The organism is Nocardia sp. NPDC003963 (assembly GCF_053605105.1).
In genome coordinates, this window is the sequence record NZ_JBSGIP010000003.1 from 84,316 (window position 1) to 100,282 (window position 15,967).

Annotated in this window: 13 protein-coding genes; 1 reads left to right on the plus strand and 12 read right to left on the minus strand. The window is 67.1% G+C overall.

The features are described 5' to 3' along the window. Positions 1-53: 53 nt before the first annotated feature. Both ACWEWT_RS11085 and ACWEWT_RS11090 read right to left on the minus strand, forming a co-directional pair. Positions 54-1,898, minus strand: coding sequence for a WXG100-like domain-containing protein (locus ACWEWT_RS11085; RefSeq protein ID WP_452558173.1), 1,845 nt, complete (start codon positions 1,896-1,898; stop codon positions 54-56). Positions 1,899-2,056: 158 nt separating this feature from the next. Continuing rightward, on the minus strand, positions 2,057-3,211 hold the full coding sequence (locus ACWEWT_RS11090; RefSeq protein WP_452558174.1) for a zeta toxin family protein: 1,155 nt from the start codon (positions 3,209-3,211) through the stop codon (positions 2,057-2,059). Between the two features lie 306 nt (positions 3,212-3,517). Here ACWEWT_RS11090 and ACWEWT_RS11095 point away from each other — a divergent pair, with 306 nt between their 5' ends. Continuing rightward, positions 3,518-3,979 carry a nitroreductase family deazaflavin-dependent oxidoreductase gene (locus ACWEWT_RS11095; RefSeq protein WP_452558175.1) on the plus strand — a complete coding sequence of 154 codons (462 nt, stop codon included), beginning with the start codon at positions 3,518-3,520 and terminating at the stop codon, positions 3,977-3,979. 60 nt (positions 3,980-4,039) lie between these two features. On the opposite strand, the gene ACWEWT_RS11100 is transcribed toward ACWEWT_RS11095, so the two are convergent. The 10 genes from ACWEWT_RS11100 to ACWEWT_RS11145 all read right to left on the minus strand — a co-directional run bounded on the left by ACWEWT_RS11100 (position 4,040) and on the right by ACWEWT_RS11145 (position 15,712). Next, complete coding sequence (locus tag ACWEWT_RS11100) at positions 4,040-5,425, minus strand: DUF1254 domain-containing protein (protein ID WP_452558176.1); 1,386 nt, start codon at positions 5,423-5,425, stop codon at positions 4,040-4,042. Next, complete coding sequence (locus ACWEWT_RS11105) at positions 5,422-6,960, minus strand: sulfatase-like hydrolase/transferase (RefSeq protein ID WP_452558177.1); 1,539 nt, start codon at positions 6,958-6,960, stop codon at positions 5,422-5,424. The genes ACWEWT_RS11100 and ACWEWT_RS11105 overlap by 4 nt, the downstream gene beginning before the upstream one ends. A 242-nt stretch (positions 6,961-7,202) precedes the next feature. Beyond that, a complete protein-coding gene (locus tag ACWEWT_RS11110; protein WP_452558178.1) occupies positions 7,203-7,904 on the minus strand; it encodes a GOLPH3/VPS74 family protein in 702 nt (233 codons plus the stop codon). 111 nt (positions 7,905-8,015) lie between these two features. Continuing rightward, positions 8,016-9,539, minus strand: coding sequence for an FAD-binding oxidoreductase (locus tag ACWEWT_RS11115; RefSeq protein WP_452558179.1), 1,524 nt, complete (start codon positions 9,537-9,539; stop codon positions 8,016-8,018). A gap of 339 nt (positions 9,540-9,878) precedes the next feature. Then, the gene (locus ACWEWT_RS11120) at positions 9,879-10,919 is read right to left on the minus strand and encodes an amidohydrolase family protein (protein ID WP_452558180.1); all 1,041 of its coding nucleotides are present in this window, start codon (positions 10,917-10,919) and stop codon (positions 9,879-9,881) included. Position 10,920: 1 nt separating this feature from the next. Next, positions 10,921-11,442: a 3-hydroxyanthranilate 3,4-dioxygenase gene (locus ACWEWT_RS11125; RefSeq protein ID WP_452558181.1), complete on the minus strand. Its 522-nt coding sequence runs from the start codon at positions 11,440-11,442 to the stop codon at positions 10,921-10,923. After that, positions 11,439-11,918, minus strand: coding sequence for a RidA family protein (locus ACWEWT_RS11130; RefSeq protein ID WP_452558182.1), 480 nt, complete (start codon positions 11,916-11,918; stop codon positions 11,439-11,441). Before ACWEWT_RS11130 ends, ACWEWT_RS11125 begins: the two co-directional genes overlap by 4 nt. Then, positions 11,915-12,694 (minus strand): 2-keto-4-pentenoate hydratase, encoded by a 780-nt coding sequence (locus ACWEWT_RS11135; RefSeq protein ID WP_452558371.1) that lies wholly within the window; start codon positions 12,692-12,694, stop codon positions 11,915-11,917. Before ACWEWT_RS11135 ends, ACWEWT_RS11130 begins: the two co-directional genes overlap by 4 nt. A gap of 29 nt (positions 12,695-12,723) precedes the next feature. Continuing rightward, positions 12,724-14,199, minus strand: a complete 1,476-nt coding sequence (locus ACWEWT_RS11140) for a 2-hydroxymuconic semialdehyde dehydrogenase (protein WP_452558183.1) — start codon at positions 14,197-14,199, stop codon at positions 12,724-12,726. A gap of 157 nt (positions 14,200-14,356) precedes the next feature. Then, a complete protein-coding gene (locus tag ACWEWT_RS11145) occupies positions 14,357-15,712 on the minus strand; it encodes an MFS transporter (protein WP_452558184.1) in 1,356 nt (451 codons plus the stop codon). Between the last annotated feature and the right edge of the window lie 255 nt (positions 15,713-15,967).

Here is a 15,967-nt window from a genome sequence, read left to right on the forward strand (position 1 = left end):
CTGCGGGGGAGCGCCGCCGCCGAGTACGGGGGGAACACCGGCGGGCGTGGCTGTTACGGCCGGGGGTCGGCGGCGGTCCCCACCGGGGATGCGTGGGATCCGGGTTCCGGTGGCGGGGTGCGCTGGGACCGCCAGGGTGAGGGGGTGTGCTCCGGGTTGGGATGCCCTGGTGGAGTGTAGTGTTCGGCGATGTGGATCCCCGGAACGACCGGTTGCGGTTCGGGTCGGTTGTGCGCACCGGCGAGAAGTGATGTGGCCGGGGTTTCGACGGGTGGATCGGAAGCAGCGGGAACAGTCGAATTGCGCGGGCCGGCGGCATTCACCGCACCATCGGCCCCCGCCGGGATGTCGGTGGCGACGACGTTGCCCGTGGTGTGGGTCTCGGTGACGGCGGCCGGTGGGTCGGCAGTGGCCCGGCTTTCGGATGTGGGGGCCGCGGTGGTCGCGAATGTGTCGTCGGCGTCGGCGGCGGGACGGGTCGAGTACCGGGTGACGATGTCCGAGCGACCCGCCGGGGCGGCGTACGTGGTGGGCCCGGGCTGTGCGTCGACGCCGGAACGGGCGGTGGGGCCGGCCGCTGCCGTGACGTCCGGGGTGCTGCGGCCGGGACCCGGGGCTGTCGCCGATCTGTCGCTGGGCGTCAGGTGATCCGCCGGCGGCGCGCCGGGACCGGTCGAGGTTCCGGCTGTCCCGACAACCGATTCCGCACCGGCTTCTACCGGATTCGCCCGGGCAGTCGGCGGCATATCGCCGGGACGAGCTGACGGGGGTGCGGCGTCGGTCGCCGCGAGGCGAGGTAGGTCAGCTCTACCGGACGGACCCGATGTGCGCCCATGTATGGCGCGGGTGAAGATTTCGGCCAGGTCGTTCGGTTTCGGGGGTCCGGCAGGGCCGCCGAGCAACCCGGCCGGTGGACGCGGCGGAGTAGCCGAATGGCCGATGGTGTGGACACCTCCGGAAAGCAAACCCTCCAGAGCCCCGCTGATCGCGCCCAGATAGAACTCCGACCCATCGGGCAGCACGGGGTCCCCGCTGTACGTACTCGCCGCCACCGCACCTCCCAAGGTGCCCGTAACCCCACCGGCTACCCCGGCCGCGCCACCGGCCACCAGCATCGCCACCGCGTTCGCTCCCCGTGTCCCCGACGCCTGCAACCGCGCCAGCACCCCCGCCACCGGCCGCGTGTACAACACACCCGCACCCACGCCGCCGGCCGCGCCTCCGGCGCCGGACACCGTAACCGCTGCCCAGTCGATCGTCTCCCGATCCCCTCGCCGCAGTTGCCACACCTGCCCACCCCAGGTGACGCCACCGCCGAACACTGCACCGGCCACGATTCCCTGGCCGATCAACGCCGCACGCGAGGCCGACAACCGGGCACACAACGCCACCACCGATTCGATCAACTGCCCCCATGCCAGTTGCCATCCTCTCCGCGCCGCCGCCCGCGCCGCGGCTGCCGCCGCCACCCCGCCCACCGGCATCACCAGCGACGCCAGCAACTCCACCACCATCGCCGAACCCATGACGATCCAGGTGAACCGTCCCAGTTCGACAGCGTTGGCCGTCTCGCGGCATTCCACCGCCTTGCTCTCGCAATAACCGGCCAGATCATGCTTCCGGGCCGCCGACCCGGCGACGACCCGCTGCGCTTCGACCGCCGTGTCACCGGATAGGCACCCCGGCACCGACGATGCCACGCCCGCCAGCTCGGCGGCCTCCGACCGACATCTGCGTGCCGCCCGCTCCCAGGCATCGCCGCCCGCTCGCAACGCCTCCGGATTTCCGCGCGGAAACGGACCCAGTACCGGCTCACACACCGCCAGCGGAAAACCCTCCGGCAGAGCGACCAACCCACTCACCTCGACATGACCATCGACCGACAACAGACTCGCCACCGGCAGAGCACAAGGTCGCACACCGCGCCCCGGCCGCCACCATTGAGAACCCACAGGCGGGCTCCGGCCCGGACAAATGACATCGATCCGGGACAACGCGGCCATGGAATACTACTTCGGCCACAGAGATTCGGAGCCCGCGCAGCCGGTCGTCATCCCTACGTCGCAGACCTGGACAACTTGGGCGCCGCGAGGACACGGATCCCCTCGATCTCGTCCACCAGCGGCGCCCAGCGGGCCGGATCCTCGTTCATCCGCGCGTCCACGAGGTCGCCCAACCTGGCGACTCGGTCCTCGAAGGTTCTGCGCTCCTCGCTTGTCCACTCCCGGTTTCTCTCGGCCTCCAGCGTTGCCCAACCATGCGGCGAGTCGTGCCACTGCTCATCGGAGATCCGATGGTTTTCGAAGAGGATCTCGACGCGGGTACGGATCCGCAAAAGATCCACCGGAATCGGTCTTTCCGATTCGATCAGTCGAACCAGTTCCGCGGAGCCCAGATACAGCGTGTTGTGCGTCTGCCGGGTGAGATAGCGGCCGAATCCATCGGTTTCACGAGCGTGCACGAAGCGTTCCAACCTGGCCAGGTCGCTCTGCTCCTTCGGTAGGGCTATCACTTCCATGACCGTCCGGCTCCGGCTTTCTCCTATCCGTTTGATTCGAGCGAGCGTGCCCCGGGGATCCGTATTACCGCCCTCCAGTAGCACGTTGTACGGCCGCGGTATCAGGAACTCATCGAATACGTTCCGTAGCTTCTGCGCTGTCGGATACAGACGGTCGTGTGCCGTGAAATCGTTCTCCCGATAGAGACGTGAGTATGCCGGATGGAATTTCTCCAGCTCGTCGGCCTGGATCAATGCCGCGCCGCCCGTATCGGACAGTCGTTCGCGAATACTGTCCACCAGTGTCGATTTTCCGGCACCGGGCTGTCCGCCGACGACATACAGTACAGTTTCATCCACCTGTTTCAGGGGGCGACCCGGCCGGTCGGCGAGGAGAGCCGGCTTTATTTCCTCGTCGAAAATCTCCTGTATCCGATTATTCCGCAGGTCGAATTCGTCGGCGGCCACGTTCGCTTTCTCGGCCGACCGCCGCGGTACTCGTGATGCGGCACGGGCGCCCAGATCGACTACATCGCAGAGCCGCCCGGTGAGCCCCCGCATCGCACGCGCCGATCCGTTTACGGTGGCGAATCCTAGCATCGGGTAGGCCGTCCGGTCTGCAGGATTCTCACAACCAGAAAATACTCCGATCACTCGGCGAATCACGAATGACGGAGCCATCGAATATTCACGTGAATTGTGCGCAGTGCACATTGCGCAGATACTCATTGTATTTCTTGCACAATACTGCCTGCCTTTTCGCTGCGCACGGAGGGAACTCACCGGGCCGCCCCCGTCCGGTTACCCCTCCCCATGGCGCGCCGCGAACTCGGTGCGGCTTGGGACCATGCGATCGTCGTGCTTCGGCGAACGAGGGGGCGGTGACGGCGTCACGTACCCGGCATCCACGCTCCCCAGCCAGTTGATCCATCGATCTGCGTGCGGCGCCACGGTATGATCTCGCCCCGGCCCACTCAGCTCGACGTGGGCCGTCGATACCGAATTCCCCAGGAGTGCACCGTGACAGACGAGGGCAACGTCCGAATCCCCCGTTGGCTCAAACCGATGAACCGGGCGATGACCGCCGTCAGCCGGGTGGGTGTATCGCTGCCGATGGCGCTGCTCACCGTGCCGGGCCGGAAGTCGGGGAAACCCCGGACCACACCGGTGACGCCGTTCGAATACAACGGTGTCGAATATGTTCTCGGCGGTATCCCCGGTGCGGATTGGGTGAAGAACGTACAGGCCGCGGACACCGCGGAGTTGAAACTACGACGGCGTCGCCGCGTCGTGCGCCTGGTGGAGATCCCCGCGAGCGAGAGCGAACCCGTGCTGCGGGAGTTTCCGCGGCTGGTGCCCACGGGTGTGCCGGTCATGATCAAATCCGGGGTGGTGACCAGTGCCGATCCGGACGAGTTCGCCGCGCTGGCCGGCCGGTGTGTGCTCTTCCGGATCGACGACGTCCGACCGAACGCGGAGTAGCCCGTTCCGAGGAAGGCCGAGAAGGTCCGACGTGGGGCGTCACGGGGCTCCCGGACCGGGCTACCGCGCTGCGCGGATACGATCCACGGCCGGCGGCTGCCAGTCGGGATCCGTCGGAATATATTGGCGGAACATGAGATTGAAGGGCCCGGTGGGGGCAGGCAGCCAGTTGGACATGGCCATGGCCGCGGGGTCGGTGAGGTCGGGTGGGATCGCCGAGACGGTGATATCGGCGGACCCGTCGGCGTTGCGATGCAGTGCGGGTTCGTCGCCGCCCAGGGCGTAGCGGCCGAGGAGGTTGGCGACGAGGAAATTGTCGGTGTCGTACATCGAGATCGACCACCAGCCCCCCTGGGATCGTTCGACCGGGACCAGCGGATCACCCGCCGGCAGGTGCAGCCGATACGTGGCGCGTCCGTCCAGAGGTGCCCCACTGCTGTCGATATCGGTCATGAAGTACCGGGATTCGGCCTGTTCGTTGGCAGCGAGAGCATGGTCGGCGGTGGCCGCGCGCTGCAGATAGTCGGTGCCGTAACGGCCTGCCGCGGTCGGTGTCCGCCAGTTGCCGGCGCTGTCGAAGGCGGTCCGGTAGGAGCCGTCGATGGTTGCCTGCCCGGCCCGAACCCCGGCTTCCAGTGCCGCCCGGTGCGGGCCGGCACTCGGGACAGTGCCCGGTGTGACCCCCAGGCCCGCCAGCGATTCGAGCATGCCCGGGTCGGTGACCGCGGGGTCGGCGGCGAGCACATCGGCGAGTTCGTCGAAGAAGGCGGCGCCGGCGGCGGCAGGGTCCTGCGGATCGGCGCCCGTGCACGGCTGTTGACGCAGCCGGGGTGGTGGGGCGCCGATATCGGCGGACAGCACCGACATCGTGTATCCGCGTTGTACGGAGGCGGCATCCGGTTGCGCGGCACCGGCGATGCCGGTGCGCCCGAGCATCCACACATCCCAGGTGCCGGCCTGCAGCCGGTGACTTCCCGCGGGTATCGGTCCGGTGTATCCGGGCGGGACGATGGTCGCCCTCGCTCCGGCGGTTCCGGTCGTGCGGGTGCCGATATTGCCGATCACCTCGGTGTACATATCGAGGAACTGGAGATCGGCGTATCGGCCGCCGGTGTCGGGGTAGGACACCGTCACCGGCCCGTCCCGTAGATCGAGGAAGGCGTTGGTGTACAAGGTGTCGGTGTTGGGGGCGACGACGGCGCGGATCAGCGGATTGATCGGGATCGGCACGTTCTGCAGCGTGTTCGGCGCCCGCCCGCACAGCAGTTCGGCCCGGGTGCGGGCCATCACAACCGGTGCGTATCCGAAGATGTAGCCCTGTTCGGCGGTAGCGACCGCCGCGTCACCAGGGTCCGCGTGCGCCACCCCGGGGCCGATGGTAGCCAGGAATCCGGTCGCGGCCGCGACGAGCAGCGCGGCCGCCTTCGAGACGGAATACGGTGTCACGAGCGACCTCCGAGTTCGGCGGCTATCAGGGAATCGACGAGGCCGTCGAGTTCACCGACCAGTGCGGCCGCGCCGCCGTTGTGGGCGAGGTTGTGTAGTTCGAGCGGATCGTTGTCGCGGTCGTAGAGTTCGTATTCGAATTCGGTGCGTGGTCCGCCGATGGCGTCGGGGGTGCTGTAGCGGGCGAAGCTGTAGCGGGGCGTGACGGCACCGCGGAGGCAGTACCGGACCCCGGGGGCCCGGCCGCCACTGGACGCGGCGTCGGCGGTGAGGAGCAGGGCCTCGCGGACAGTGCCGCCGGTATCGGTGAGCAGTGCGCTCAGGTCGCGTCCCGGCAGCGGGCCGGGCAGGTGTGCGCCCGCGAGGGCGGCGAGGGTGGGGGCGATATCGACGTGGCTGGTCAAGGCGTCGACCGTGCCGCCGTGGCTGCCGGGATTGCGCGGATCGGCGATGACGAGTGGTACGCGGTTGTTCTCGCGGTAGATCATCGCGCCCTTCTGCCGCAGCCCGTGCGCGCCACCGAGTTCGCCGTGATCGGCGACCTTCACGACGACGGTGTTGTGCGCGGCACCACCGCTGGCGAGGGCGTCGAGGACCCGGCCGGTCAATTCGTCAGTGCGGCGGAGCAGTTCGAGGTACCAATTGCCCCACTGCCGCCATTGTCGCTGCCCGTGTGGTGAGGTGACCTCGCCCGGCATGTGTCCGCCCACGATTTCGTTCATGGCGCGCCATACGGTCTGTACATGCGGTTTGGTGGACAGGTCCGATTCGAAGTTCGGCGGAATATCGGCGCCGTGGTCGGGCACGTCGTCGAGGCGGTAGAAGCGCGGGCAGTACATCATGTCGTGCGGGTTGATCATGCTCACCACGCACAGCCACGGTTGTGCGCTCGTCGCGTTGCGCACCAGCCAGTCGGTCGCGAAGGCGACCACGCCGGGATCCTCCTGCGCCCCTTCGTCGGGGCCACCGCCGGAGAGGATGTCGTAGGCTTCGTCGAACCCGTAGCCGGACAGGGCATCCGATGCCGGGGGCACGGGGTCGGACAGATGCCATTTGCCGATATAGGCGGTGCGGTAGCCGGATTGCCGCAGCACGGTGCCCAGGGTGGGGATCGCGGTGTCGAGGTTCGGGCTCGAGGTGTTCAGGCTTGCCAGCAGGCGGCCCATGAGATCGTTACCGCTGACGTTGTCGGTCATCCGGCTGACCGGCGCCTGCAGTCCGGTGAAGAATGTCGAGCGGGCCGGGGTGCACGGCGCGGTCGGCGTGTGATGCATCGCGAACCGCACCCCACTCGATTCGATCCTGGACCGCACCGGCAGCGAGAACCCCTCGGGTACGGCGATATCGGCACGTTCCTGGTCGGTCATGATGACCAGGATGTTCGGGCGATCCGCTTCCGTGGCCGCCGCGGGGGCGGCCCGGAGCGCACCGAGAGCCGGCCCGATCAGCGGGGCGGCGGCCATCGACGACAGGATCCGCCGGCGACTGGGCCCGCGGATGTGCTGCGCGGTCGGCGGTCGATCGATAAGGGGCATAGGGCACCTTCGGCTGAGGGAGGTCTGTCGGGCCCGCGGCGCGCCGCCCGTCCGGGCGGCGTCGGCGGACCCGAACGCGTGGATTCTCGTGTGCCACGGCGCGACGAACGCTCGGCCCCGCGGGCTTTCGAGGTTGCGGGCACACCCCAACGATACTGATCGGCATCGAGTTCTCGCAAGCACTGAATACGCTTTGGTATCGAAATTTCGGTGCGTCCAGGAAAGCGGGAACGAGCGCGGAATCAGCCGCCGCCACCACCGGCACTGCTCACCGTGGTGGTGGCCACGATGATGCCTACGGTGACGGCCTGAACTTCCTGCACCGCTTTCCGGACCGCCGCACCGCCCCACTCGCTGTCGCTGATCGTCTTCCCACGCCTTCTGACAGCACGCTTATCGGCGTCGGGAAACAGTTCGGGGAGCAGGTCGACGGCGTGCAGGATCGAGATCAATGCCGCGGTGCGATCGTCGGGTTCGGCTTCTTCGACGACAGCGGCGCGGACACGCTGCTCCACCCGGGCCTTTTCACCGTCGGCCCGCGGCCGCCACGCGGTGGTGGGGAACAATCCCAGCACCTTGCTCCGGGTTCCGGTGACCTCACCCGCGTCGGCGAGATCACCGAGCAGAGCTTCCCTCAGGTCGCGAGCACGATTACGCCAGGAACCGAGTCCGCTCACCTTACCGATCGCGTCTTTGGGCCTGCGGCCGTCGGCCATCGCCACGAGTTCGGCGAACCGCGGATCCCGGGGCGTAGCACCGGTCGACTTCAGTCGACCCTTCTTCGTGCCCGGTTCGTCGGCTTCGGTCATCCGTAGGGCGCCGTCGAGCGCGAGTTCCACGATGGCCGCGCCGGCCAATGCCGTGACCAGCCGAGTTCCGCCGACCCGAGCCCTACCCGTCTCATTGCTGTAGGCCAGCAACAGGAAACTGTCCGCAACCGTCACGGCCGCCACCCTAATCCCTCCGGGGTCGAAGAGCAGGCCGACTTCGGCCGCCGCGGTCTCGTATCGGTCGCGCACGGCCCCTGGATCGGAGAGGTCCCGGCGAACTGTCGATCACCGGGACGCGGGCGGGATGCTCTGCTCGTACTGGAAGACGTTGTGGGGATCGTACTTCGCCTTGATCCTCCGCAGCCGCTCGAAGTGCCGCCTCCCCCAGTAGGCGGTCTCCCACCCCTGCATTCCGATGTTCGGCACATTCACGTAGGCGCCGTTCACATAGGGCCGCAGTGCCTGACCGAACTCGGCGGTCCAGGCCTGGGCCTGCGCGGTCAGCGGGTCGTCGACGCCCGGCCGGGTCGAACGAGTCCCCCAGCCCGCGCCGATCTCGCCGTAGAAGAGCGCGTCGCGATGCGCGAACGCCGCGCCGCCGCGGGGCTCCCGCCGGATCGCCCCACCGAAGGCGTCGACGAAGTAGTTGCTCTCCTCTGTCGGAGCGTTTCGCATGAAGTCGCCGACGATATCGATCGCTTCCTTCGGGAACCGCTCTTCGACGAACTGTGAGAAGAACTTCCAATTCGCGGGCTCCTGCGCGAGCGGGACCTGGGCTCCCGCGAAGATATCGCCCCAGTTACCGACCTGCGCCGTGACATCGGGCGTGCCCGCCGACAGGATGGGAGCCAGCATCTCGGTGGCCTGTTCCGCCGTCCCCTCCACCAGCCACGCGGACAGCAGAATCTGCGACTTGTGGATCTCGAGCTCGGATCCCAGCCGGCCGTCGGCGTCCGGCACCGTACGCTGCCACGCCTCGAAGACCCCGGACAAATCCCCGAGTCCATCCCAGGTCGCCTGCACACAGGCGAGGTGTGCGAGCGGATGCGCCTCGTAGGTGAGTCGGGTGACGATCCCGAAGTTACCGTTTCCCGCCCCGCGTAACGCCCAGAGCAGGTCCGAATGGTGCTCCAGATCCGCGTTGATCACCTCGGCGCAGTCGTGACCCGACGCGACGACGACCTCGGCGGCGATCAGGCTGTCGCAGGCCATGCCGAGCCAGCGGTTGAGCGGCCCGAGGCCACCGCCGAGCGTCGCACCACACACACTGACACTGCCCTCGCTTCCGGTCGTGACCGCGAGGTTCTGCTTCGCGAGCGCCGTGACCGCCTCCAACTGGGTCAGCCCGGCGCCGACCGTCGCGATACCAGCGCCGGGGTCGAACTGGACCGACTTCAATCGGCTGACATCGATCACGATGCCGTTGTCGACATTCGACCAGCCTTCGAGGGCGTGGCGGCCGCTGCGCACCCGCACCGCGACATTGTGCTGCCGCGCCCAGATGAGAGCGTTCACCACGTCCTGGGTTTCCTGCGCGAACACGATGACCAGCGGATAGTGGGAAAAGAGCTGATCCCAGCCGAGTCGCGCATCCGTGTACGACGCGTCACCGGGGCGGACGATATGCCCGGTCAGGGTCGCGGGCGGACATCCCGGGTTTCTACTCGGGTCGCCCGCGACCACAACTTCCGCAACGCTCTGATCCGCGCTGTTCGGCGTATCCGCGGCCGCCAGGCCGGAGACAACGACGGCCCCGACACCGGTGGCGGCCGACGTCCTGAACAGGTCACGGCGAGAAAATGCGCTCAAGTCCAGTCCTCCGATCGGGCTACGCAGTGCCCGGCCGCCGAGGAAACTCTCACCCGCCGGCCGCCGGGCGGTCCTTGTGGTCGCCCCCGCACGGTAACGGGGTGACGTGGCAATACATACCGACACGCCACAGTCGAGGACTACGGCGACCGGTGAGCGGAACTGTCCGGCTCGGGTCGGGGCGGCGCGGGGCCCGGAACGCCGGCCGCCTCGGCGTTGACGAAGCCCTCGACCGACCTGTCGAAACGCCTGGCATTCGGCCGATAGAGGTGGTGGCGATCGCGTCGGTTACGCAGCTCCACAGCTGGAACCAGTGGAAGTGGGCCCGCCGACTGCCCTTCACTCGTGACGGTCCACCGGCTGCCGGCCGGTCCCGCTCCAACCACCGGATACTCCGAGGAACCTTTCGGCGTTCCCGCATTGGATCAGGTTTCGCGAGGCCTCGTCCAGGAACTCGCTCTTGCGCACGACTTCGCCCACGGGTCGTTCGCCCAGCGGATACGGATAGTCACTGCCCACCATCACCCGCTCGACACCGACGGTGTCGACGAGCAGGCGCAGCGCACGGTCGTCGAATACCACCGAGTCGACATAGAAACGGCCGAGGTAGTGCGACGGCGGCATCTCGGAAGTCCCGATGATGTCCTTGCGCCGGTGCCACGCGTTCTCCATGCGGCCGAGCCAGAAGGCGAAAGAGCCACCGCCGTGCGCGAATCCGATCTTCAACCGCTCATCGATGCGGTCGAAGACTCCGCCGAGGATCATGGCGAGGATCGACAGATGGGTCTCGGCCGGCATCGCGGTGAGCCACTGTGCCATCCACCGATTCAGACGGGGCGAGGAGTCCATATCCCACGGATGGACGAACACCGGGATATCGAGCGACGCGCAGTGCTGCAGGAAGGTCACCACGCCCGCACTGTCGAGGTCGAGATCACCCACATGGTTGCCGATCTCGACCCCGCGATGACCGTTGGCCACACACCGCTCGACCTCGCGGCACGCGGCGTCCGCGTCCTGCAGCGGAACCTGGCAGAACGGAATCAGCCGGTCCTGGGCGGGCGCGACGATCGACAGCGCGAGGTCGTTGAAGATTCGCGCGATGCGGGTGGCTTCCTTTCCGGTACGCCCGTAGTTGAAGAAGGCCGGGGTGGGTGAGACGACCTGTGCCCGCACGCCGTCGCTGTCCATATCCCGTAGCCGGGTCCGCGCGTCCCACGCGTCGGCCTGGACGCGCCGGAATTCGGTGGAGCCCATCATGATGACGGCCTCCGACTCGCTCTCCAGTTTCAGCCACGGCGCCGTGGGCCCGGCGTCGGCGGTGAGATCGGGCCATCCCCGGGGAACGTAGTGGGTGTGGATATCGATGATGCCGCCCACGTCAGCCCTTTCCGGGGTGCAGCGCACCACAGCGGACACATGTCCGGGCTGCCTCGTCCTCGTAGAACAGCACGAACACCGGCGGCAGATCGGTCACGATATCGCGCACCTGGAGTTCCACCTCGTGCAGCAGGTTGTGGCATTCGAGGCAGTACCACTGGAACTTCTCGAGCGTGCCCTCGCGGCGCACCCGTTCGATGACCAATCCGATCGAATCCGCGTCGGGGCGCTGCGGCGAGTGCGGAATGTTGCCGGGCAGCAGCCAGGTCTCACCCTCCCGGATATCGACCCGCTGCGGTCCCGTCTCGGTCATGATGTCGACGTGGATATCGCCCGCGATCTGGTAGAACCACTCCTCGTACGGGTCGAGGTGGTAATCGGTGCGCTGATTGGGACCACCGACAACCTGAACGATGAAGTCGGCACCGACCGCCATCGTCCGGTTGTTCACCGGGGGCGCGAGCAGGTGCCGGTTGTCGGCGATCCATTTCCGGAAGTCGATAACGGGCGGAATGGTGGTCATGAGTGGTGGCCCTTCGTATCGGCGGGGGTCGTGCGGCGATGGGCGGGCAGGTATGCGACGCCCTGGATCTCGATGAGCAGGTGCGGGTGCGGAAGCTGATGCACCGCGACGGTGGTGCGGGTGGGTCCGGTCTCGTCGAACATCTCGGCATAGATTTCGTTGTATCCGCCGAAGTCGTTCATCGACACCAGGTACGAGGTGATCTGGACGAGGTCGCCCAGCTCGGCACCGACTTCGGCGAGGATCGCCCGGATGTTCTCGATGACCGCACGGGTCTGGACCCGGATGTCGAGAGTCGTGGTCCCCATCTCATCGATCTCGGCGCCGGCGAAGGTGTTGTCGGGCCGGCGTGAGCTGGTGCCCGAAACGTAGACGAAGTCGCCCGCGACCTTCACGTGTGGAAACCGTCCGCGGGGGGTGGCGAGATGTTCGATCACCCTGGCGGTGTCGTCCACCTCGACGGCGTTCTCGTTCATACGATCACCTCGATCCGCACCGTGCCCAGGTCGTCGATATCGCACTGCGCGATACCGGAGGTGAGTGGGATCGCGGCGGTTGCCGCGCCCGCGAGGACGATATGGCCCGCGCGCAGCGGAACCCGCCGCCGCCGGCTCATAGCGAGCAATGCGTGCAGCGCGTTGACGGGATCGTCGAGAATTGCCGCCGTCGAACCCGCGACGGACCGGTCACCGGCCGTGAGCCGCACCGCGAGGTCGCCGGCGCGCCGCATCGGCCGCCACGACCCGACCACGTACGCGGCGGCGGACGTGTTGTCGGCGATGACGTCGGCGTAGGTGAAGCGGAAATCCCGGTAGCGGGAGTCGATGATCTCCATCGCGGGAGCGACGGCGTCGACACAGGATTCGATATCGACGGTGGGATCGTCGAGGTCGACATCCCGGCCGAGCCGGTAGGCGATCTCGGGTTCGATCCGGGGGTGGATGAACCGCCGCAGGTCCAGTTCCGCGCCGTCGGCCACGCACATCCGATCGGTGAGCCGGCCGACGATCACCTCCGAAACTCCCATCTGAGCCATCTTCGCCTTGCTCGTGAAGCCGAGTTTCACTCCGGCGAGGGATTCCCCACGCCCGAGCCGGAAGCCGACGAGCGCATCCTGGATGCGGTACGCGTCATCGACGTTCAAGTCGACGTCGGCGGCGAGGCCGGCGATATCGCGTGCTCCGGTCTGCGCGTCGTCCAGGCGCCGTGCGAGCGCGTCGATCTCGTCGCTCCGCAGTGACTTCGGTGTCATCATGTTCTCTTCCGGTTCGCTGGGAGGGGTCACAACGCCACGCACACATTCGTCGGCTCGGTGTAGAAGTGCAGTGAGGATTCGCCGCCCTCCCGGCCGATCCCGGACAGTCCGACACCGCCGAACGGTGACCGCAACTCCCGGGTGAACCACGTATTCACCCACGAGATCCCGACGTTCATCGCCTGTGCGACGCGGTGGCCGCGCCGCAGATCGTTGGTCCACACCGATGCGGCGAGCCCGTACTCGGTGTCGTTGGCCAGCGCGATCGCCTCCGCCTCGGTATCGAAGGGCACCAGCGCGGCGACCGGTCCGAAGATCTCCTCCCGGAGCACCGGGTCCGCGTTGGTCAGCCCGGTCCACAACGTCGGTTCCACCCACGAGCCGGCCGCGAACCGCGCACCCAGATCCGGGATTCCGCCGCCGGTGAGCACCTTCGCACCCGACTCTTCCGCCCGCCGGAAGTAGCGCATGACCTTGTCGCGGTGCGATTGCGAGATCAACGGTCCGGTGGTGGTGGTCTCGTTGTTCGGATCGCCGAGCCGCAATGCCCGCGCCCGCTCGGCCAAGCCGGACGCGATATCACCGAAGATCGAGCGGTGCACGTACACCCGTTCGGTGCACAGGCATACCTGACCGGTGTTGGTGAACACCGACTTCGTCAGTCCGGTGAGCACCTCGTCGAGGTCGATATCGTCGAAGACGATCGCGGCGTTCTTTCCACCCAGCTCGAACGAGACCGGACGCACGCGCGGCGCAACGGCTTTCATGACCTGGGCGCCCGTTTCGGACGAGCCGGTGAACGTAACGCCGTCGATGCCCGGGTGCGCCGTGAGGTATGCCCCGGCGGAGCCGGCCCCGAAGCCGTGCACGACGTTGTACACGCCGCGGGGCAGACCGACCTCCGCGAGCACCTCGGCGAGGAGTGTCGCGGTTGCCGGGGTCTCCTCGCTGGGTTTGACGACCACCGCGTTGCCACACGCGAGCGCGGGCGCCACCTTCCAGGTGAGCAGCAGCAACGGCAGATTCCACGGAACCACCACGGCCACCACGCCGAGGGGTTTGCGGACCGCGTAGTTCAGTGCCTGCCGGCCGCCGGGCAGATCGGTCACGAACGATTCCTGACCGGCCGCCGCGACGATATCGGCGAAGGTCCGGAAGTTGGTGAGCGCACGGGCGACATCGAGCTCCCGCGCCTGAGTGACCGGCTTACCCGTATCCGCCAGCTCGGCAACGACGAACTCGTCGAAACGCTCCTCGATCCGGTCGGCGGCGCGGCGCAGCAACGCGGCCCGCTCTCGTACCGGGGTGGCGGCCCAACCGCTGTCGAGGGCACGCCGGGCCGAGGTCACGGCGCGGTCGACGAGGCGCTGTCCGGCCTCGTGCACCCGCGCCAGTACGCGACCGGTGGCCGGATCGATCTGGTCGAAGCAGCGCTCCGGATCGGGTTCGACGAAGCTGCCGTCGACAAAGTTGCAGATCCAGCCGTCGGAGGGTGAGGTCATGGAACAACTGTGACCAACAGGATGCATGCTTAACAAATGCGAATTTCGCGCCATGGTATACCTGAATCAATATAGCTCGCAGGCCGGTTCATCCGAAGCACGACGCCGGGCCGTCGACCGGATTCGGTCGACGGCCCGGCGTCGGGTCGATCCGGCGCTACACGACTGCCTTCGCGTTCTCGGATCCGGCCGGTGACAGGTCGGCCGTACTGATGTCGGACGTGGGAACCAGCCGGAACATCACGAGCGCGGCGACCAGGCTCATGGTGCCGATCCCGGCCACATAGGCGATGACACCGACCGACGAACCGGTCGCGTTGAGCAGTGCGAGCGCGATCATCGGGGCCAGACCCCCGCCCAGAATGGAACCGGTCTGCAGGATCAGCGAAGAACCGGAGTAGCGGACATTCGGCGGGAAGGCATCCGCGATGATCGCGCCCTGGACGCTGTGCGTGATCGGCATGACCAGCCCCATCATGACGAAGGCCACGACCGCGATCGCCTTGTCCCCGGTGTTGATCAACGGCAGGAACGCGATACCGGCGACCACGAGCGAGACGGAACCCGCGACGAACATCGAGCGACGGCCGTACCGGTCGGCAACCGTCGTCCAGAACGGGATCAGGGCACACCACGTCGCGGCGGCCAGTGTCACACACAGCACCAGGAATTGACGGTCGTAGCCGAGGTGCTGCGTACCGTACGACAGGCTGAACACCATGAAGACGTACCCGATGGCACCACTGGCAATGGCGGCCAGCAGCGTGACGAGCAGACGCGGCGCACCGACCTTGAAGCATTCCGCGAGCGGAAAGCGGACGACCTCGCCCTGATCGACCGCGTGCACGAACGAGGGCGATTCGGCGACGCGGAGCCGGACGGCCAGCCCCACCGCGACGAGAACGATGCTCAGGACGAAAGGAATTCGCCAACCCCAGGAGGCGTAGGCCTCGTCGGGCATCAAAGTACTGGTGGCGAGAATGGTGAGATTGGCGAGTACGAGACCGGCGGGAGTGCCCATCTGGGGGAATCCCGCGAACAGGTTCCTGCGTCCCTCCGGGGCGTGTTCCATGGACATCAATGTCGCGCCCGTCGATTCGCCGCCCAGCGCCACACCCTGGACGAAGCGCAATACGACGAGCAGGACAGGCGCCCAGATTCCGATACTGCCGTAGTTCGGAATGAGGCCGATCAGGGTGGTGGCGATTCCCATCATCAGCAAGGAGACGACGAGCGTCGATTTACGCCCGATGCGGTCACCGAAATGGCCGAACGCCAGACCACCGAGCGGACGGGCGGCGAAGCCCACGGCGAACGTACTGAACGCCGCGAGGGTGCCGACGGTCGGATTCAGCGACGGAAAGAACTGCGCATTGAAAATGAGCGCTGCGGTCGTTCCGTAAATGAAGAAGTCGTAACCCTCGAGCACGGTACCCGAGAATGTCGCGAGCGCGACCCGGCGGGCAGATTTGTCGATGGGTGCCGCCTGCTTCGCAGCGGAATATTCGTTCATTGTGCGACCTATCGGTGTGGCCGGAAGGCCGGCGATCTTCATCGATGCCGGACTCCGGTGTAGAGGGGGCGCCGCTCCGTCGGGGCGTAACACTTCTCGAAAGTATGCTGGCTTGTGAAATGCCGCACAAATGCCCAATCGCGGAATTCGTATATCAGAAATCGCATACCTTGGGCCGGCCGCGGCGATGGAGCGTGGCCCGGGAAGCGCAATGAGGTCCGTGAGCGACACGATCGTCTCGCTCACGGACCTCAC

Excerpts from the sequence above, each read along its gene's own strand:
- ACWEWT_RS11090 (WP_452558174.1), bottom strand. The coding sequence starts at position 3,211 with ATGTGCACTGCGCACAATTCACGTGAATATTCGATGGCTCCGTCATTC.
- ACWEWT_RS11105 (WP_452558177.1), bottom strand. The coding sequence starts at position 6,960 with ATGCCCCTTATCGATCGACCGCCGACCGCGCAGCACATCCGCGGGCCC.
- ACWEWT_RS11125 (WP_452558181.1), bottom strand. The coding sequence starts at position 11,442 with ATGACCACCATTCCGCCCGTTATCGACTTCCGGAAATGGATCGCCGAC.
- ACWEWT_RS11130 (WP_452558182.1), bottom strand. The coding sequence starts at position 11,918 with ATGAACGAGAACGCCGTCGAGGTGGACGACACCGCCAGGGTGATCGAA.
- ACWEWT_RS11135 (WP_452558371.1), bottom strand. The coding sequence starts at position 12,694 with ATGACACCGAAGTCACTGCGGAGCGACGAGATCGACGCGCTCGCACGG.
- ACWEWT_RS11140 (WP_452558183.1), bottom strand. The coding sequence starts at position 14,199 with ATGACCTCACCCTCCGACGGCTGGATCTGCAACTTTGTCGACGGCAGC.
- ACWEWT_RS11145 (WP_452558184.1), bottom strand. The coding sequence starts at position 15,712 with ATGAACGAATATTCCGCTGCGAAGCAGGCGGCACCCATCGACAAATCT.